This window comes from Negativicutes bacterium, from assembly GCA_018052945.1.
In the GTDB taxonomy this organism is placed as follows: domain Bacteria; phylum Bacillota; class Negativicutes; order JAGPMH01; family JAGPMH01; genus JAGPMH01.
The window spans coordinates 1-17,233 of sequence record JAGPMH010000003.1 but is presented as its reverse complement, the minus strand read 5'-3'; the positions used below and the strand labels follow the sequence as shown (position 1 = coordinate 17,233).

At 35.0% G+C, this 17,233-nt stretch carries 19 protein-coding genes; all 19 read left to right on the top strand.

Features of this window, described 5'->3' with window-relative positions:
• The 19 genes from KBI38_00905 (at window position 1) to KBI38_00815 (ending at window position 16,965) form a co-directional block, all read left to right on the top strand.
• The gene (locus tag KBI38_00905) at window positions 1-1,026 is read left to right on the top strand and encodes a rod shape-determining protein (GenBank protein MBP8628627.1); all 1,026 of its coding nucleotides are present in this window, start codon (window positions 1-3) and stop codon (window positions 1,024-1,026) included.
• A complete protein-coding gene (gene mreC, locus KBI38_00900) occupies window positions 1,023-1,928 on the top strand; it encodes a rod shape-determining protein MreC (protein ID MBP8628626.1) in 906 nt (301 codons plus the stop codon). Before KBI38_00905 ends, mreC begins: the two co-directional genes overlap by 4 nt.
• A complete protein-coding gene (mreD, locus tag KBI38_00895) occupies window positions 1,928-2,419 on the top strand; it encodes a rod shape-determining protein MreD (protein MBP8628625.1) in 492 nt (163 codons plus the stop codon). The genes mreC and mreD overlap by 1 nt, the downstream gene beginning before the upstream one ends.
• Before the next feature lie 136 nt (window positions 2,420-2,555).
• On the top strand, window positions 2,556-4,361 hold the full coding sequence (mrdA, locus tag KBI38_00890) for a penicillin-binding protein 2 (protein MBP8628624.1): 1,806 nt from the start codon (window positions 2,556-2,558) through the stop codon (window positions 4,359-4,361).
• A gap of 80 nt (window positions 4,362-4,441) precedes the next feature.
• The gene (gene minC, locus KBI38_00885; GenBank protein MBP8628623.1) at window positions 4,442-5,062 is read left to right on the top strand and encodes a septum site-determining protein MinC; all 621 of its coding nucleotides are present in this window, start codon (window positions 4,442-4,444) and stop codon (window positions 5,060-5,062) included.
• A gap of 10 nt (window positions 5,063-5,072) precedes the next feature.
• The gene (minD, locus tag KBI38_00880; protein ID MBP8628622.1) at window positions 5,073-5,864 is read left to right on the top strand and encodes a septum site-determining protein MinD; all 792 of its coding nucleotides are present in this window, start codon (window positions 5,073-5,075) and stop codon (window positions 5,862-5,864) included.
• A 14-nt stretch (window positions 5,865-5,878) separates the two neighbouring features.
• Entirely contained in the window at window positions 5,879-6,157 is a 279-nt protein-coding gene (gene minE, locus KBI38_00875; protein ID MBP8628621.1) for a cell division topological specificity factor MinE, read from the top strand.
• 147 nt (window positions 6,158-6,304) lie between these two features.
• Window positions 6,305-7,411, top strand: coding sequence for a rod shape-determining protein RodA (gene rodA, locus KBI38_00870; GenBank protein ID MBP8628620.1), 1,107 nt, complete (start codon window positions 6,305-6,307; stop codon window positions 7,409-7,411).
• Window positions 7,412-7,485: 74 nt separating this feature from the next.
• Window positions 7,486-9,342 carry a TIGR03960 family B12-binding radical SAM protein gene (locus KBI38_00865; protein ID MBP8628619.1) on the top strand — a complete coding sequence of 619 codons (1,857 nt, stop codon included), beginning with the start codon at window positions 7,486-7,488 and terminating at the stop codon, window positions 9,340-9,342.
• The gene (locus tag KBI38_00860) at window positions 9,335-10,018 is read left to right on the top strand and encodes a TIGR03936 family radical SAM-associated protein (GenBank protein MBP8628618.1); all 684 of its coding nucleotides are present in this window, start codon (window positions 9,335-9,337) and stop codon (window positions 10,016-10,018) included. Before KBI38_00865 ends, KBI38_00860 begins: the two co-directional genes overlap by 8 nt.
• Window positions 10,019-10,034: 16 nt before the next feature.
• Window positions 10,035-11,468 (top strand): Rne/Rng family ribonuclease, encoded by a 1,434-nt coding sequence (locus tag KBI38_00855; protein MBP8628617.1) that lies wholly within the window; start codon window positions 10,035-10,037, stop codon window positions 11,466-11,468.
• Window positions 11,469-11,611: 143 nt separating this feature from the next.
• Window positions 11,612-11,923, top strand: a complete 312-nt coding sequence (gene rplU / locus KBI38_00850; protein ID MBP8628616.1) for a 50S ribosomal protein L21 — start codon at window positions 11,612-11,614, stop codon at window positions 11,921-11,923.
• A gap of 2 nt (window positions 11,924-11,925) precedes the next feature.
• Window positions 11,926-12,246, top strand: coding sequence for a ribosomal-processing cysteine protease Prp (locus KBI38_00845; GenBank protein MBP8628615.1), 321 nt, complete (start codon window positions 11,926-11,928; stop codon window positions 12,244-12,246).
• A 7-nt stretch (window positions 12,247-12,253) separates the two neighbouring features.
• Window positions 12,254-12,541, top strand: a complete 288-nt coding sequence (gene rpmA, locus KBI38_00840; GenBank protein MBP8628614.1) for a 50S ribosomal protein L27 — start codon at window positions 12,254-12,256, stop codon at window positions 12,539-12,541.
• Window positions 12,542-12,728: 187 nt separating this feature from the next.
• Entirely contained in the window at window positions 12,729-12,941 is a 213-nt protein-coding gene (locus tag KBI38_00835; GenBank protein MBP8628613.1) for a Spo0B domain-containing protein, read from the top strand.
• A gap of 14 nt (window positions 12,942-12,955) precedes the next feature.
• Entirely contained in the window at window positions 12,956-14,227 is a 1,272-nt protein-coding gene (gene obgE, locus KBI38_00830; protein ID MBP8628612.1) for a GTPase ObgE, read from the top strand.
• Between the two features lie 56 nt (window positions 14,228-14,283).
• Window positions 14,284-14,538, top strand: coding sequence for a YhbY family RNA-binding protein (locus KBI38_00825; protein ID MBP8628611.1), 255 nt, complete (start codon window positions 14,284-14,286; stop codon window positions 14,536-14,538).
• A 21-nt stretch (window positions 14,539-14,559) separates the two neighbouring features.
• Window positions 14,560-15,687, top strand: coding sequence for a glutamate 5-kinase (gene proB, locus KBI38_00820; protein MBP8628610.1), 1,128 nt, complete (start codon window positions 14,560-14,562; stop codon window positions 15,685-15,687).
• Window positions 15,688-15,708: 21 nt separating this feature from the next.
• Window positions 15,709-16,965, top strand: a complete 1,257-nt coding sequence (locus KBI38_00815; protein ID MBP8628609.1) for a glutamate-5-semialdehyde dehydrogenase — start codon at window positions 15,709-15,711, stop codon at window positions 16,963-16,965.
• Window positions 16,966-17,233: the final 268 nt, after the last annotated feature.

The window sequence follows — 17,233 nt, the reverse complement described above, 5'->3', positions numbered from 1 at the left end:
ATGTTTAATTTTTTTGGGAATAGAGATATGGGTATCGATTTAGGTACTGCAAATACATTAGTGCATGTAAAGGGTAGAGGAATAGTTTTAAGTGAGCCCTCTGTTGTTGCAATTCAAAGAGATACTAATGAAGTTTTAGCAGTAGGTGAAGAAGCGAAGCAAATGATCGGCCGGACACCAGGAAATGTTATTGCAATAAGACCATTAAAAGATGGTGTTATTGCTGATTATGATGTTACGCAAGCGATGTTAAAACATTTTATCAGTAAAGCTTTAGATAAAAAATCGTTTATTAGACCAAGAGTTGTTATTGGTGTTCCATCAGGTGTAACAGAAGTTGAAAAAAGAGCAGTAATTGATGCTGCTATTCAAGCTGGAGCCAGAGAAGCTTATTTAATTGAAGAGCCGATGGCGGCGGCTATTGGTGCTGGGTTACCGGTTCATGAGCCAACTGGCAATATGATTGTTGATATTGGTGGTGGGACAACGGAAGTTGCGGTAATATCGCTTGGCGGTATTGTAACAAGTCGCTCCATTAGAGTTGGTGGTGACGAAATGGATGAAGCAATTATTCAATATGTTAAAAAAACCTATAATTTAATGATTGGTGAGAGAACAGCCGAAGAAATTAAAATGACAATTGGGACTGCGATTGAGCCAACTTATAATGAAACGATGGATATTAGAGGGCGCGATTTGGTGTCAGGTTTACCAAAAACACTTTCATTAAAAGCAAGTGAAGTCCAAGTTGCGTTGAGCGAACCTATTTCCAGCATTATTGAGGCTGTAAAAATTACGTTAGAGAAAACACCGCCGGAATTAGCGGCTGATATTATGGACCGAGGAATTGTTATGGCTGGTGGTGGATCATTATTACGTGATCTTGATACCTTAATCAGCAAAGAAACAGGTATGCCGGTTTATATTGCCGAAGATGCATTAAGTTGTGTTGGAGAAGGCACCGGAAAGTCACTCGAAAGTATTGAATTTTTGAAAAAAATAGCGATGTCATCTAGAAGAACATGAGACGAAGAGTAAGAGTTGATGCCTCCAATAGAAGAACAATAATACTCTGGGTGGCGGTTTTTATTGTTGGATTATTGGCGTTTACTACAGTCAAAGGAAAATATGATTTAAAAATAAGTGAAAATGTAGTTAATACGATATTATCGCCTTTTCAATCGGCAATAACTAGTATTAGCAATGTAACTAAAAAGATTGGCGTTATTTCTTGGGAAATGGTTACGGTATATGAACAAAATAAAATGTTAAGGTCAGAAGTTGAACAATTACGGCAGCGTGATGTAAATGTTAATGAAATTATGGCGGAAAATACCCGACTTACTAACATCTTAAATTATAAAAATGCAGTGAAACAGTTTGATACTGCGGTGGCTAAAATTATCAGCTATGATTCTAGTAACTTAACTAATAGTATTACTATTAATTTGGGTGCTAAAGATGGTATGCAAAAAAATATGCCGGTAATTACTCCACAAGGGTTAGTAGGGACTATTGTTGCTGTTTATGAGCATTCTGCCAAGGTTCAATTAATATTAGATCCCCGTTCGGCGGTTGGCGCAATTATTCAACGCCCTGAATCGAGAGTTATTGGTATTATGCAAGGTAGTGTCGGTGTACAAACGCTAGCAAAAATGCTTAATATTCCTCGTGATGCTGATGTTGTTGTGGGCGACAATGTCTTAACTTCGGGATATGGTGGTTTATATCCGAAAGGGATTGTTATTGGGGAGGTTGTTGAAGTAACTAATGAGGCTGGTGGATTGTTGAAATATGCAACCGTAAAAACGGCCGTTGATTTTTATCGCATTGAAGAAGTCCTAGTTATTGTTAACTCAAGGGAGACCGCACCGGCTCCACTTAATGCAGTAATACCACCGAGTGCTAACAAAGGAGTAGCTAAATAATGAATCCAATCTTTGTTTGGTCTGCCCTAGTTATTAGTGCGATAATAATTCAAACTACAATTTTAGTTGATTTTTTTGTTAATGGCTTAAAGCCAGATTTATTATTGATTATTGTAGTTTTAACTAGTATTATTTTAGGCAAGCATCATGGTGTAACCATTGGTTTTTTTTCAGGGTTATTGGAAGACTTATTATCAGGAACATTTTTTGGACTAAATACCTTGGTCAAAATGTTTATTGGTTTTATCTTTGGGAGCATTGAGCAGCAGGTTTTTAAGGAACATAAATTGTTGCCATTGATTGCAATGTCGATAGCGACAGTCCTTAATTATATTTTGAGCTTGTTGTTTTTGTTGTTATTAGGTGTAAACATTAATGTTAATATTGCCATGCTTTATAATTTATTGTTGGTATTAGCTTACAATGTCGTTATTGCCCTCTTTGTGCATAAGTTATTATACAAATTAAGTTTGAATTTAAAAAAGAAATAGTACTTGAGTCAGTTTGATTTTTTTGTTATATTTTATGTGTGTATTAACTGATATTTGTAAAATTAGGCATCTGTTAAGATGCCTTAAAGTCTTTTAAGGAGATAATGTTGTGAATGATAAACCTTATAAAAAAAGAATTGAAGTTTTAATTCTAATCGCTTTTTTAGTTATCTTAGCTTTAATTACAAGATTAGTATACTTGCAAATTATTGATGGTGATTATTATAGTAAATTAGCTGATGGTAATAGAATAAGGTTAATTCCGGCGATGGCTCCGCGGGGCATTTTTTATGATCGTAATGGCGTTATTATGGTATCTAATCGGCCCGGGTTTACAGTATCTTTATTAACATTAAGTGGACCGATTGATGACAGTGTAATTGTCAGGTTAGCTGATGTGTTAAAGATGAATAAAGATGAAATATATGAAAAAATAAAGAAACATACGGGATTTGATCCTATTCATTTAAAAAATGATGTTGGTCCTGATATTATAACGATATTGGAAGAGCGTAAAGATGATTTTCCTGGAGTAGTGGTAGAAACTCAGCCTATTAGAAATTATGTTAATAATAATTTGGCTTCGCATATCTTTGGCTATGTTAGTGAAATAAATGATGCAGAATTAGAAAAGAAAAAAGCTGAAGGGTATAAATCTGGTGATATAGTCGGAAAATTTGGCTTAGAGAAGGTTTATGATAAAGAATTACGCGGTGTTGATGGTGGCGGTCAAGTTGAGGTTGACGTTACTGGTAAGCCAGTGCAAATTCTTGGAAAAAAAGAACCGATTCCTGGACATAACTTATACCTGACAATCGACGATAAAGTTCAAAAAGCATTAGAACAAGCTGTTGATGAACAATTACAATATTTGCAAAGTAAAGGTGGTTATCCTAATGCCAAAGCTGCAGCTGCAGTAGCGGTCAATCCGCAAACAGGACAAGTTTTAGCGATGGCTAGTAGACCGGCTTTTAATCCGAATTTATTTGCGGGAGGGATTTCTTCAAAAGATTGGAAAGAAATAAATGATAACCCTAATCACCCGTTAGATAATAAAGCTATTTCTGGAGAATATCCACCGGGCTCTACTTTTAAAATTATTACCGGTGCCGCAGCCTTAGAAGAAAAAAAAGTTACACCGGAGGAAAAAATTCTTGATACAGGTAAACATTGGATTATTCCTAAAGGTAATGCAATGGGAGAAGCTTTAGGTTGGCTTGATTTTCGAGAAGCGTTAGCAAAATCTGACAACGTATATTTTTATGAAATGGGAAATCGTTTAGGGATCGATTTACTGGAGAAGTATGCACGGTTATTTGGCTTGGGTAAAACTACTGGGATTAACTTACCTTATGAAATGGAAGGGTTAGTTGCAAACAAACAATATAAAAAGAAAGTTTATGATGATGACTGGTATTTATCGGAAACTTTTGATGCAGCGATTGGACAAGGATTTCAATTGACTACGCCACTACAAATGGCGATGGTTTTAAGTCAGGTTGCTAATGGTGGTATTTCTTATCGACCATATTTAGTGAATAAAATTGTTGATAGTAATGGAAGTTTGGTTCAGGATTTTAAACCTGAAAAGCTGGGCGAACTGCCAATATCAAAAAAGACGATGGATATTATTAGGGAGTCGCTACGTAATGTAGCACTAGAAGGTGGAACGGCTGGATTGTTATTTAAAGATTTTCCAGTAAATATTGCCGGAAAAACTGGAACCTCAGAAAATCCGCATGGTAGTGACCATGGATGGTTTGTTGCTTATGCTCCTTATGAAAAGCCGGAAGTTGTAGTTGTTGTAATTGTTGAGCAGGGTGGTTTTGGTGCCAGTTCAGCAGTCCCAATTGGTAAAAAAATATTAGAAGCTGTTTTTAATATCAACACCAATCCACCAGCGACTACTAAACCTGTAAATAATATAGTTAAGACAAATTAACTATATTTTAAAGCAGGATTATTATAAAATATCGCGAATTGTAACTAATGATACAATGAAAGCAAGGTTTAGGAGAAATTATGCGAGAAGATGTTGTATTTAAAGGTAGCAAAATTGGCTTGCAATTATTTTTAAATGAAGATAATGATTTCAAAAGTTTAACTGATAAACTTATTGCAAAATTGGATGCTTCCATTGAGTTTTTTGGTAAAGGAACAGTGGTTAATTTTTTACCTAAAGGTATTACCAATGAACAACTGATGGAACTGAACAATATTTTTGATAATCATGGTTTAAGTTTAAAAATTGTTGAAGAAGAACAAATTCCCGAAAACCACATACTGAATGATGATATTGAAGATGCGACAGTTCAGCATGAGTTATTAGTTGTTGATAAAACAGTGCGTGGTGGTCAGGAAATTGTTAATTTTGGTTCAATTTTAATAAATGGTGATGTTAACCCTGGTGCAAAAATAATTGCCGGTGGTAATATTGAAATAAAAGGAGCTTGCCGAGGTATTGTTCATGCGGGAGCTTTTGGTGACAGTTCAGCAACAATAATTGCAGAAAAACTGTTAGCTAGTCAAATTAGAATATCGGATCTTATTGCACGAGCACCGGATGTTTTAGAACAAGTACAGGGTGCGGAAATGGCAAGCATAAAAGATGGAAATATCGTTATTAATGTAATTAATAGTTAGGAGGACTTTGATGGGTGAGGTTATAGTTGTAACATCCGGAAAAGGTGGCGTAGGTAAAACTACAACAAGTGCTAATTTAGGGACGGGATTTGCATTAGAAGGCAAAAAGGTTGTTTTAATTGATGCCGATATAGGATTGAGAAATCTAGATGTAGTAATGGGGTTAGAAAATCGTATCGTTTATGATTTAGTTGATGTGACTGAAGGGGTTTGTCGATTAAAGCAAGCTTTAATCAGAGATAAAAGATATGAAAATTTATACCTGTTGCCAGCAGCTCAGACTAGAGATAAAAATGCCGTAAATCCTGAGCAAATGAAAGAAGTTTGTGCTGAACTTGTAAAAGATTTTGATTATGTTATTATTGATTGTCCGGCCGGCATTGAGCAAGGTTTTAAAAATGCTATTGCAGGAGCAGACAAAGCGATAATTGTTACAACTCCTGAAGTATCAGCGGTGCGAGATGCGGATCGAATTATTGGTTTACTTGAAGCTGAAGGTAAGAATAATCCGCAGCTTGTCATAAATCGTATTAGACCACATATGGTTAAAAAAGGCGATATGATGGATATTGATGATATTATTGAGATTTTATCAATTAAATTATTAGGAATTATTCCAGAAGATGAGTATATTGTAATTTCTACCAATAGAGGTGAGCCGGCAATAACTAATAATTTGTCCTTAGCAAGTACGGCTTATCGCAATATTATTAAACGTTTGATGGGCGAAGATGTGCCGTTAATGAAAATTGAAATAAATCAAGGCTTTTTTGGGAAAATTAAAAAGCTACTAAAAATTTAGGAGGAGAGTAAGTTATGCTAGGTATGATAATGAAGATGTTTGGAAAAGAGACTACAGCATCTAAAGATATAGCAAGAGAACGATTACGTTTGGTGTTAGTACACGATCGTGCCAATGTCTCTCCACAATTCATGGAAATTTTAAAGGATGATATGTTCAGAGTTATCTCTAACTATATGGAAATAAATGAACGTGAGATGGAAGTTACCCTTACCAGTAATAATTCATCAGTGGCGTTGGTTGCCAATATACCAGTCCATAGGATGAAACGTGGAACTGGGTTTGAGGAATAATCTTTACAAATAAGTTAGCTAATGTAGTATAATAAATAAGTTAGCACACGAAAGTGTGCTTTTCTTTATCTTCTAGGGTATAATTAAAAATACCTAGGGTTGTCCTTAGTGTTAAGGAATTTCTGGTTATGTAAGAAAGGTAAAAAAATGTTAAATAACAGAATGTTAAAAAAACTTGATTTTACTTTGATTACTGTTGTTTTGGGTTTAATTGGAATTAGTTTGATAATTATCGGCAGTGCAACGCATATTAATACTCCTTCTGACGATCGCTATTGGTATGTACAACGGCAAGGTATTTTTGCGGTGTTGAACTGTTGCTTAGTTTATTTTATGCTGACTTTTGATTATAAAAGCCTACAAAAATATGGTAATCATTTATACGCTTTTAATATTATTATGTTAATTGCTGTAATGGTGTTTGGACATAGTGCGTTAGGAGCACAACGTTGGATTCAAATTGGACCGATTACTTTACAGCCGTCAGAATTTTCGAAAATAATTATGATTATATCGTTAGCAGCGTTGCTAGAAAAAAGAATTGGTAAACTTAATACTTTTAAAGATATTTTACCTGTATTTTTATATGTTGGTTTCCCGTTCCTCTTAGTAATGAAGCAACCTGACTTAGGAACGTCGCTAGTATTTTTGGCAATTTTGTTAGGCATGACTTTTGTTGCCGGAATTAGTTTAAGGATATTAATGATTTTATTTGGTGCAGGACTGGCTTTATTGCCAATCTTTTGGCATTTCTTAAAAGATTATCAAAAAATGAGAATTACAGTTTTTATAAATCCGAATGTAGATCCCTTAGGTTCAGGCTATCATATAATACAATCTAAAATTGCTATTGGCTCAGGGATGCTATTTGGCAAAGGGTTGTTTGGTGGAACGCAAAGCCAATTGAATTTTTTACCGGAAAATCATACTGATTTTATTTTTGCAGTTATTGGTGAAGAAACAGGATTTATTGGAGCCTTGGTAATTTTATTACTATATTTAGTGATTTTATATCGCGGAGCGAAAATAGCTAATGATTCCAAGGATGATTTTGGGACATTATTAGCCGCAGGAATAACTTCAATGTTAACTTTTCATGTTTTAGTTAATGTTGGAATGACTGCTGGCATTATGCCGGTAACAGGCATACCACTACCATTTATGAGTTATGGGGTTAGTGCATTAACCACTAATTTATTAGCAATTGGTATTTTACTTAATATTCATATGCGCAGACAAAAGATATTATTTTAATAAAAGTCTACACAATCTGGTGTAGACTTTTATTAAATAGTCAGTAGAGAAAGTTTAGTTTTTGGAGGATTATCATGATTAAAATTTCCCCATCGATACTTAATTCAGTTCTAAAACCGGCCAGATATACCGGTGGAGAACTTAATAGTGTTATAAAGGATCATAATAAAGTTGAAGCTACTATTGCCTTAGCATTACCTGATGTTTATGAAGTTGGAATGTCCAACTTAGGATTAAAGATTTTATATGAAGTTTTAAATGATAGAGCTGACCTTGCGGCAGAGCGTGTTTATGCACCATGGGTTGATATGGAAAATGAGCTTTCTTGCAATAAAATTAGTCTATATTCATTAGAAACATATACCCCTCTTAAAAACTTTGATGTTTTAGGTTTTTCATTACAATATGAGCTTATTTATAGCAATGTTATTAATATGCTTCATTTATCTAATATTCCGTTGCTATCAAGTGAACGGAATCTGGAAGACCCATTTGTTATTGGCGGTGGTCCCTGTGCGTTTAATCCGGAACCGGTTGCCGATTTTTTTGATTTTTTCATTATTGGTGAAGGTGAAGAAATAATATTAGAAGTAATGGATGTTATTATTTCATGGAAACATAGTAACAAAACAGACGGACGAAAGGGTTTATTAAGAAGAGTAGCACAAATTCAAGGTATTTATGTTCCGAGCTTTTACGCTGTAAACTACAATTCTGATAATACCATTAAAGAAATAATTGCTTTAGAACAAACAGCTCCAAGTATTATTAATAAAAGAATCGTTGCCGATCTTGATAATGCTAAGTTTCCAACGAAACCGGTCATTCCATTTATTGACATTGTGCACGATCGTATTATGTTAGAATTATTTAGAGGTTGCACTAGAGGTTGCCGTTTTTGTCAAGCCGGAGTGATTTATCGACCGGTTCGTGAGAGAAAAATGGAAACCTTAATTAAATTGGCGGAAGATTTGATAAAAAATACGGGTTATGATGAGATTTCGTTAACATCACTAAGTTCAGCTGATTATTCTAAACTTAGTGAATTAGTAGATTGTTTAATGGATAAATTCAAAAAAGACAAGGTCAGTATTTCTTTGCCATCATTGCGAATTGATAGCTTTTCGGTTGACTTAGCACAAAAAGTACAAGAAGTAAGAAAAAGTGGCTTAACTTTTGCTCCAGAAGCAGGGACGCAACGACTACGCGATGTGATAAATAAAGGTGTAACGGAAGAACATTTAATAACTGCGGTTAGTGCAGCCTTTGCTAAAGGTTGGAGTGGTGTGAAACTTTACTTTATGATTGGGTTGCCGACTGAGAGTGATGAAGATATTATTGGTATTGCCACATTAGCACAAAAAGTTGTTAATTGTTATAAAGAAGTTACTGGTAAAAGAGGAGCAAGAGTTACAGTTAGTGTTTCTTCCTTTGTGCCAAAGCCACATACTCCATTTCAGTGGTATGCTCAAAATACAACGGCAGAAATTAATCGTAAGCAACAACTGTTAAAAGAAAACATAAAAGACAAGTCTATTTCCTTTAAATACCATGATGCCAGAACAAGCTATATGGAAGGCGTTTTTGCTAGAGGTGATCGTCGCTTATCAAAAGTTATAATGGAAGCTTGGAAACAAGGTGCTAAATTTGATGGATGGTCAGACTTTTTCAATTATGACAATTGGCTAGAAGCATTAGCTAAATGTAATCTTGAGCCTGATTTCTATGTTACTAGAGAACGAAATATGACTGAAGTTTTACCGTGGGATCATATCGGGACAGGGGCAACTAAAAAGTTTTTAATAACAGAATATGAACAGGCTGTTAATGAACAATATACGGTAGATTGCCGGAGAGATACTTGTAGCATTTGTGGTGTTTGTCAGAACCTTGATGTTAAAGTTATAGATTGGAGAAATGCCCGTGATTAAATTGCGTGTTGAAATAAGTAAAGATGAAGAAATTCGTTATATATCACATTTAGACTATGCAGGGGCAATTGAAAAAGCTTTAAAGCGTGCCGAAATACCAGTGGCATATTCTGAAGGTTTTAATCCGCACATGAAACTTGCTTTTGCTTCAGCATTAGCAGTGGGGTTAACAAGTGCTACTGAATATATGGAACTAGAATTAAAAGAGCAAATTGATATAAAAGAATTTATTGCCAAGTTTGAAAAACAGCTGCCAAGAGGAATTAAGGTTCTTCAAGCTAAATATTTAATGAAGAAAGAAAAAGCTTTAATGGCTATTGTTGATTTAGCAACATATTGCATTGAAGTGCCGTTATTGGGCAGTGTTGAAGCTGCTATCGAGGCTCTTGAAAACTTTAATAAAGTAGCAGAGCTTAAATATTTAAAGATTACACCAAAACAAAGTAAGGAAATTGAAATTAAGCAATATCTTAAAGAATCGATTAAAGCTGAGTTTCATAACAGTATTATGAAGATTACAATGGCAATTATTATAACACCGGGAGGCAGTGTTAAACCGACGGATGTTTTAACTGCTATTACTGAAAATTTTGCATTAAACATTAAATCTGACGATGCCTTGATCCATCGAACGGGGTTATATGCTAATGGTAAAAGCCCAATTGATTTAATTTAATTTTGGAGAGATGTTTGTGAAAACAATTGTGGTTAATGTTATTTCAGCAGAAACAAGAATGGCAATACTTGAAGAAAACGAATTAATGGAGTTAGCAATTGAACGAAATAAAGCGACAACAATAGTGGGTAATATTTATCAAGGACAAGTTAAAAATGTTTTACCGGGAATGCAAGCGGCCTTTGTTGATATTGGCTATAAGAAAAATGCATTTTTATATATTGGTGATGTTTTTCAAAATAATATTGCTCAATATATTTCAGCGCATCAGGGGTTTTTTGTGGGGCAACAAGTATTGACGCAAATTGTTAAAGATACTACTGATACCAAAGGTCCAAGGGCTACTACTAACTTGACAATACCGGGACGATATGTGGTTTTAATGCCTAATGCTGAATATATTGGCATCTCGCGAAGAATTGAAGATGAGACCGAACGAGAGCGTTTGAAAAATATTGCACAAAATGTTTGTCCAGGTAATATGGGGCTTATTATTAGAACTGTCGCTGAAGGTAAAAGTGAAGATTTATTAAAAAAGGATATAAAATATTTACTAAATACTTGGAATGCTGTCAATGCAAGAGCTAAGGTCTCAAAGCCACCAACGCTATTATATCGTGATGCCGATTTAGTTATTAGAATAGTAAGGGACTATTTGGATGGTACTATTGATAAATTGATTATTGATGATTATGATGCTTATAATAGAGTAGTAGAATTACTAAAATATATGCCTGATATTAAGACTGAAGTTGAATACTATCGAGGTCATGAACCGATCTTTAGTTTTTATAAGATTGAAGGGGAAATTGAAAAACTCTGTAAGCGTAAGGTTGAGTTAAAATCGGGGGGACATATTGTTATTGATAAAGCAGAAGCTTTGACTGTGATTGATGTAAATACTGGTAAGTTTGTCGGCAAAACTAATCTTGCCGATACGGTGTTTTATACCAATAAAGAAGCTGCTGCTGAAATTGTAAAACAGATTAGACTACGAGATATAAGTGGCATTATTATTATTGACTTTATTGATATGGAAAGCACTGCGGAAAAAGAGTATTTATTAAAGTTACTGGAAGAAAAGTTTAAACAAGATAAAGTTAAAACTAATATTGTTGGTATTACAGGATTAGGTCTGGTTGAAATAACCCGAAAAAAATCGCGCAAAAGTATTGAAAGTGTTTTATATACAGAGTGCCAACATTGTAGTGGTAGTGGTAGAATTTTATCAGCAGAATCAATTTGTATTAATATTTTGAGGGATATCGGAAAAATTTTAAAAAAAGGATTTGTGGCTGATAAAATTATCATTCAAGTCAGTGCTGAGGTTGCTGCTATTTTAAAGGGTGATGAGTTACTAAATACTTTAGGGGCGGAGCTTAAAGGTAAGTTTGTTATTGAAATCATTAAGGGTTTAAATCCGCAATCTTATTATTTATTACAAGGATAAAACAGTTAATTGACAAAAAAAAATAAGTATGATAAAATTTTACGATGTAAGCAACTAAGTTGCTTTCCCCACCGCACGAAGAGGTTTTTTAAAACAGCCTAGCTGTACCGTATTTGGCGAGGAATTAATAGGGAGGTGTAATGATGTACGCAATTATCGAAACAGGCGGTAAACAATACCGTGTAAGCGAAGGCGATGTAGTAGTTATCGAAAAACTTAATGCTAACGAAGGTGACACTGTTGAATTTGACAAAGTTCTTAGTGTTGTAAAAGAAGGCAATGCTGTTTTTGGTAAACCACTTGTTGCAGGTGCAAAAGTAACTGCAAAAGTTGAGGCTCAAGGCAAAGCGAAAAAGATTTTAGTTTTCAAATACAAAGCTAAATCAAACTATCGTAAACGTCAAGGTCATCGTCAACCATTTACTAAAGTAGTAATCGAAAAAATTGAAGCTTAATAATGATTAAGGTTAAAATTTTTCGTAATTCAACAGGAAAAATCAATGGCTTTAAGGTTACCGGTCATGCTGACATGGCACCGCACGGACAAGATATCGTTTGTGCTGGAGTTTCAGCGTTAACGCAGACGGCGATACTGGGCGTAGCAAAGCATTTGCGACGAGAAGTAGAGTATGTTGTAAAGAGTGGTAATTTAATACTAAATTTATTGAGTGAACCTGATGAATTAACAGATGCTATTTTTGAAACCATGCTATTAGGCTTGGTTGAAATCGAAAAAATAAATTCTAAAAACATAAAAATCTCAGAGCACGGGAGGTGAAATGAGTATGTTTAATTTTAATTTACAATTGTTCGCACATAAAAAGGGTGTTGGTAGTACTCGTAATGGACGTGATAGCGAATCAAAACGTCTAGGCGTAAAACGTCATGCAGGTGAAGTTGTTACTGCTGGCAGTATATTAGTTCGCCAAAGAGGTACTCACTTCCATCCAGGAAACAATGTAGGTATTGGTAAAGATGATACCTTATATGCTAAAGTTGCAGGACGCGTAGCTTTTGAACGTAAAGGCCGTGTTAACAGACAAGTTAGCGTATACACTGAAGAAGCTATCTAAAACTAATTACCTGCGGTATCTAACCGCAGGTATTGTTTTTATATGGCAGTATTATTAATAAAAAGCTAGTATTAGATTTTTACTAGAAATTTTAGAAATCTAATACTAGCTTTTTAAAAATGTAACAGGATTTTAACAAAAAATCCCGAACCTTCTATTAATAAATGGATAGAAGGGTGATGAGCTTATGTCTAATGGTGATAATTTTGCGCTAAACAATATCTCAGAAGAATGTAAAACCTTACTCAAGTTACAACGACATGATTTTTTAAATCATCTTCAAGTGATTCAGGGTTTTTTACAGTTGGGTAAAACAGATAGGGCTTTTCGTTATATGGAAGATATTATAGAAGATGTTAGGGATATTGAAAAGCTGTTAGCTAAAGCAAAAGACTTATAAATAAGGAGAAAAAAATGTTTATAGATAGAGCAAGGATACAAGTAAAAGCCGGTGATGGTGGAGATGGTATGTCCAGTTTTCGTCGCGAAAAATTTGTACCTAAAGGTGGACCAAGTGGCGGTGATGGTGGCCGCGGTGGAGATGTAGTATTTATTGTTGATAATAATGTTAATACTTTACTAGATTTTCGTTATAAAAGAAAATTCGTTGCTAAAAATGGTGATAATGGTCAGACTAAAAATTGTTATGGACAAAAAGCTGAACCATTATATATTAAGGTTCCACCAGGAACAATTATTAAAGATGAAGAAAGTGGCGAAGTTTTAGCAGATCTTACAGAAGTAGGCCAAGAAACAGTTATTGTTAGAGGTGGTCGCGGTGGCAGAGGCAATGCGAGATTTGTTAGTAGTATAAATCGTTCGCCTACTTTTTCGGAAAAAGGTGAGCCGGGCGAGGGCAGAAGTTTGGTTTTGGAACTTAAATTACTGGCTGATGTTGGCTTAGTTGGTTATCCAAGTGTTGGTAAATCAAGCTTGGTTTCAATGGTTTCAGCAGCAAGACCGGAAATTGCCGAATATCACTTTACAACATTAGTACCAGTATTGGGAGTAGTAAGTTTAGGACCGGAACATAGTTTTGTTATTGCTGATATACCAGGGTTAATTGAAGGTGCTCACGAAGGGGTTGGACTTGGCCATGATTTCTTACGTCATGTAGAAAGAACAAAAATCATTGTACATGTAGTAGATGTATCGGGCATTGAAGGTCGTGATCCAATTGAAGATTATCAAAGAATTAATAAAGAGTTGAAACTTTACAATGAGCGTTTAGCTAATCGACCGCAAATTGTGGCGGCTAATAAAATGGATTTACCAGAAGCACAAGAAAATTATCAACGCTTCAAGGAGTTTATTGAGAGTGAAGGCAAAGAAATTTTCCCAATCTCTGCAGCTACTAATGAAGGCTTAAAAGAATTAATGATTAGAGTTTCTAAAGCCTTAGATGATTATGTGGAAGAACCGGAAGCTGTTGCTGAAGTTAAGGTATATGAAGATTCAGCTGAAGCAGATTTTGTCATTAAACGTGATGAAGTCGGAGATTTTGTTGTTGTAAGTAAATCACTAGAAAAATTAGTGGCAATGACTAAATTTGAAAATGATGAAGCTTTAAGAAGGTTCCAAAATATTTGGCGCTTAAAAGGTGTGGATGAAGCTCTTAAAGCTAGAGGAATAAAAGAAGGCGACACAGTGCATGTCGGTGAAATGGAATTTGAATTCAAAGAATAGAGGCGAGATATTTGTTAGAAAGTTTAACTGGTAAACAAAAAAGATTTTTAAGGGCGATGGGGTCAACTATGGATCCGATAGTGCAAGTAGGTAAAGGTGGCGTAAGCGAGACCTTAGTAGAAAGCTTGGAACAAGCTATTAAAAGTCGAGAATTAATTAAAATTAAAGTATTGCAAAATTGCTTAGAACATCCTAAAGATGTTATTGCAGAGTTAGCGGAAAAATCTAACTCTCACCTGGTACAGGTTATTGGTAGAAATGGGTTGCTTTATAAAGAAAACCCTGATGAACCTAAAATTGAGCTTCCGTAAAATAAACTAGGGAGTGAAAATATGTTTAAGCGAAATGAAATAAAAAATGCAGTAAGAGTAGTTGTAAAAATTGGTACAAGTACCTTGACTTATAATAATGGAAAACTTAATTTATTTCGTATTGAAAAATTAGTTCGTGAGCTAGCTGACTTAGCTAATCAGGGTAAAGAGATAATTCTTGTTACCAGTGGCGCGGTGGGAGCTGGCTTAGATCGGTTAGGTAGTACCGAACGACCTAAAACAATTCCAGAAAAGCAAGCAGTAGCAGCCATCGGTCAAGGAATTTTAATGCATATGTATGAAAAATTGTTTGCTGAATATGGACAAATCGTTGCTCAAGTATTATTAACCAGAGAAAATTCAGTAAAACATAAACTATATATAAATTCACGCAATACCTTATTAACATTGTTAAAGATGGGTGTTATTCCGGTAATCAATGAAAATGATGCGATTGCGATTGACGAACTTAAAATTGGTGATAATGATACTTTGTCGGCGACTGTTGCGACAATTGTTGATGCTGATTTACTAATTATCTTATCTGATATTGAAGGTGTATTTACTGCTAACCCGCAAAATGATCCTACCGCACAGTTGATTGAGGAAATCACTGATATTACCCCGGAAATTGAAGAATTAGCTGGTGGTGCAGGGTCTAAACTTGGTACAGGTGGTATGTACACTAAAATTCAAGCTGCCAAAATTGCTGTTAATGCTGGTGTTACGATGGTCATTGCTTCTGGTGCCCTTGAAGGTGTGGTAAGAAATATTTTAAGTGGTGAAAAAATCGGCACTATTTTCCCAGCGAAAGAGCAACATCTGCAAGTTCGAAAAAGCTGGTTGGCATTTGGGGCAATGATTAAAGGTGAATTGGTTGTTGATGAGGGGTGTGAAAAAGCACTTATTACTGAAGGGTCAAGTCTATTATCAGTTGGCATTGTAGAGGTCAAAGGAACTTTTGATCAAGGTAATAGTGTGAGGATTTTATCAAAGCAAGGTCGTGAAATTGCACGCGGCTTAGCAAATTACAACTCCGAAGAAATAAAAAAAATCTGTGGTAAAAATACTAATAATATCTCGAAAATTTTAGGCTCAAAACTATATGATGAAGTTATTCACCGTGATAATATGGTAATAATGGTATAAATTCTAATAGGGGGAGTTAAAATGCTAAGTAATAATATAGAACTTGAGAAAAAAGCTCAACAAGCAAAGCAAGCGGCTACTAGCTTGGCTGTTTTGCCAACTAATATAAAAAATGAAGCTTTATTAAAAATGGCTGATGCGTTGGAATTTGAAGCTGAGTTTATTTTAACAGAAAACCATAAGGACATTGAAAATGGCACACAAAAAGGTTTGCGGGCATCGTTGCTAGATCGATTGTTATTAACCAAAGAACGTATCACAGCGATGGCAGAAGGCTTACGACAAACGGTATCATTACCTGATCCGGTAGGGGAAGGTCTTGGTGCTACCGTTAGACCAAACGGCTTAGAAATCCGCAAAGTAAGAGTGCCGTTGGGTGTTATTGGTATTATTTATGAAGCAAGACCAAATGTAACAGCTGATGCTGTAGGATTGTGCTTAAAATCCGGCAACGCTGTAATTTTGCGTGGTGGGTCTGAAGCTATTAATTCCAATATTGCAATTATCAAAGTTTTAACGACTGCTGCAGAGAAAGCTGGAATTCCAGCGGGGGCGATTGCCTTTATTGAAAATACTGATCGTCAAGTTGTTAACGAGATGTTGAAACTGAATCAATATTTAGATGTTATAATTCCTCGTGGCGGTGCTGGATTGATTAAAACTGTAGTAGAAAATAGTACAGTGCCAGTTATTGAAACCGGAACTGGGGTATGTCATACTTTTATTGATGAGAGTGCTGATTTAAATATGGCATTGGCCATTGCGATTAATGCAAAAGTTTCAAGACCGGCAGTTTGCAACTCAATGGAAACTTTATTGATACATGAAGCTGTTGCAAAAACTTTTATGCCAGCAGTGTTAAAAAGTTTAGCAGAACATAAAGTGGAAGTTCGTGGTTGTGAAAAAACTTGTGCTCTAGATTCTAATATTAAAATGGCCAGTCCGGAAGATTGGGCTAAAGAATATGGTGATTTAATCTTAAATATTAAGATTTTGACTGACATTAATGAAGCAATTGCTCATATCGGACAATATAGTACGAGACATTCTGAAGCAATTATCACTAATGACTATAATAATTCTCGAAAATTTCAAAATGAAGTTGATGCCGCGGCGGTGTATGTAAATGCTTCAACACGGTTTACTGATGGTTTTGAATTCGGCTATGGTGCGGAAATTGGCATTAGTACTCAAAAACTTCATGCCAGAGGGCCAATGGGCTTAACGGAATTAACAAGCACAAAATATGTTATTTTAGGCTCCGGTCAAATAAGATAAAGGTGTAAATGCTCATACTTGGTATGGGCATTTATCGTTAAATATGAAATTAATAAAATTTTTCAATAATCTTTATAAATATTATAATAGTCCTAAGGGAAATCACGATTTTTGGGATTATTTTAAAGCCAGTGTCATTATAATGTTAACTATTGCTACAGTCTTGGTTATAGTTAACATTATGCTAAAGATACTAAGTAAATTTAACTAGGAGAAAACAGATGTCAGCACAGCAAAGAAGAATAGGGATAATGGGCGGAACCTTTGA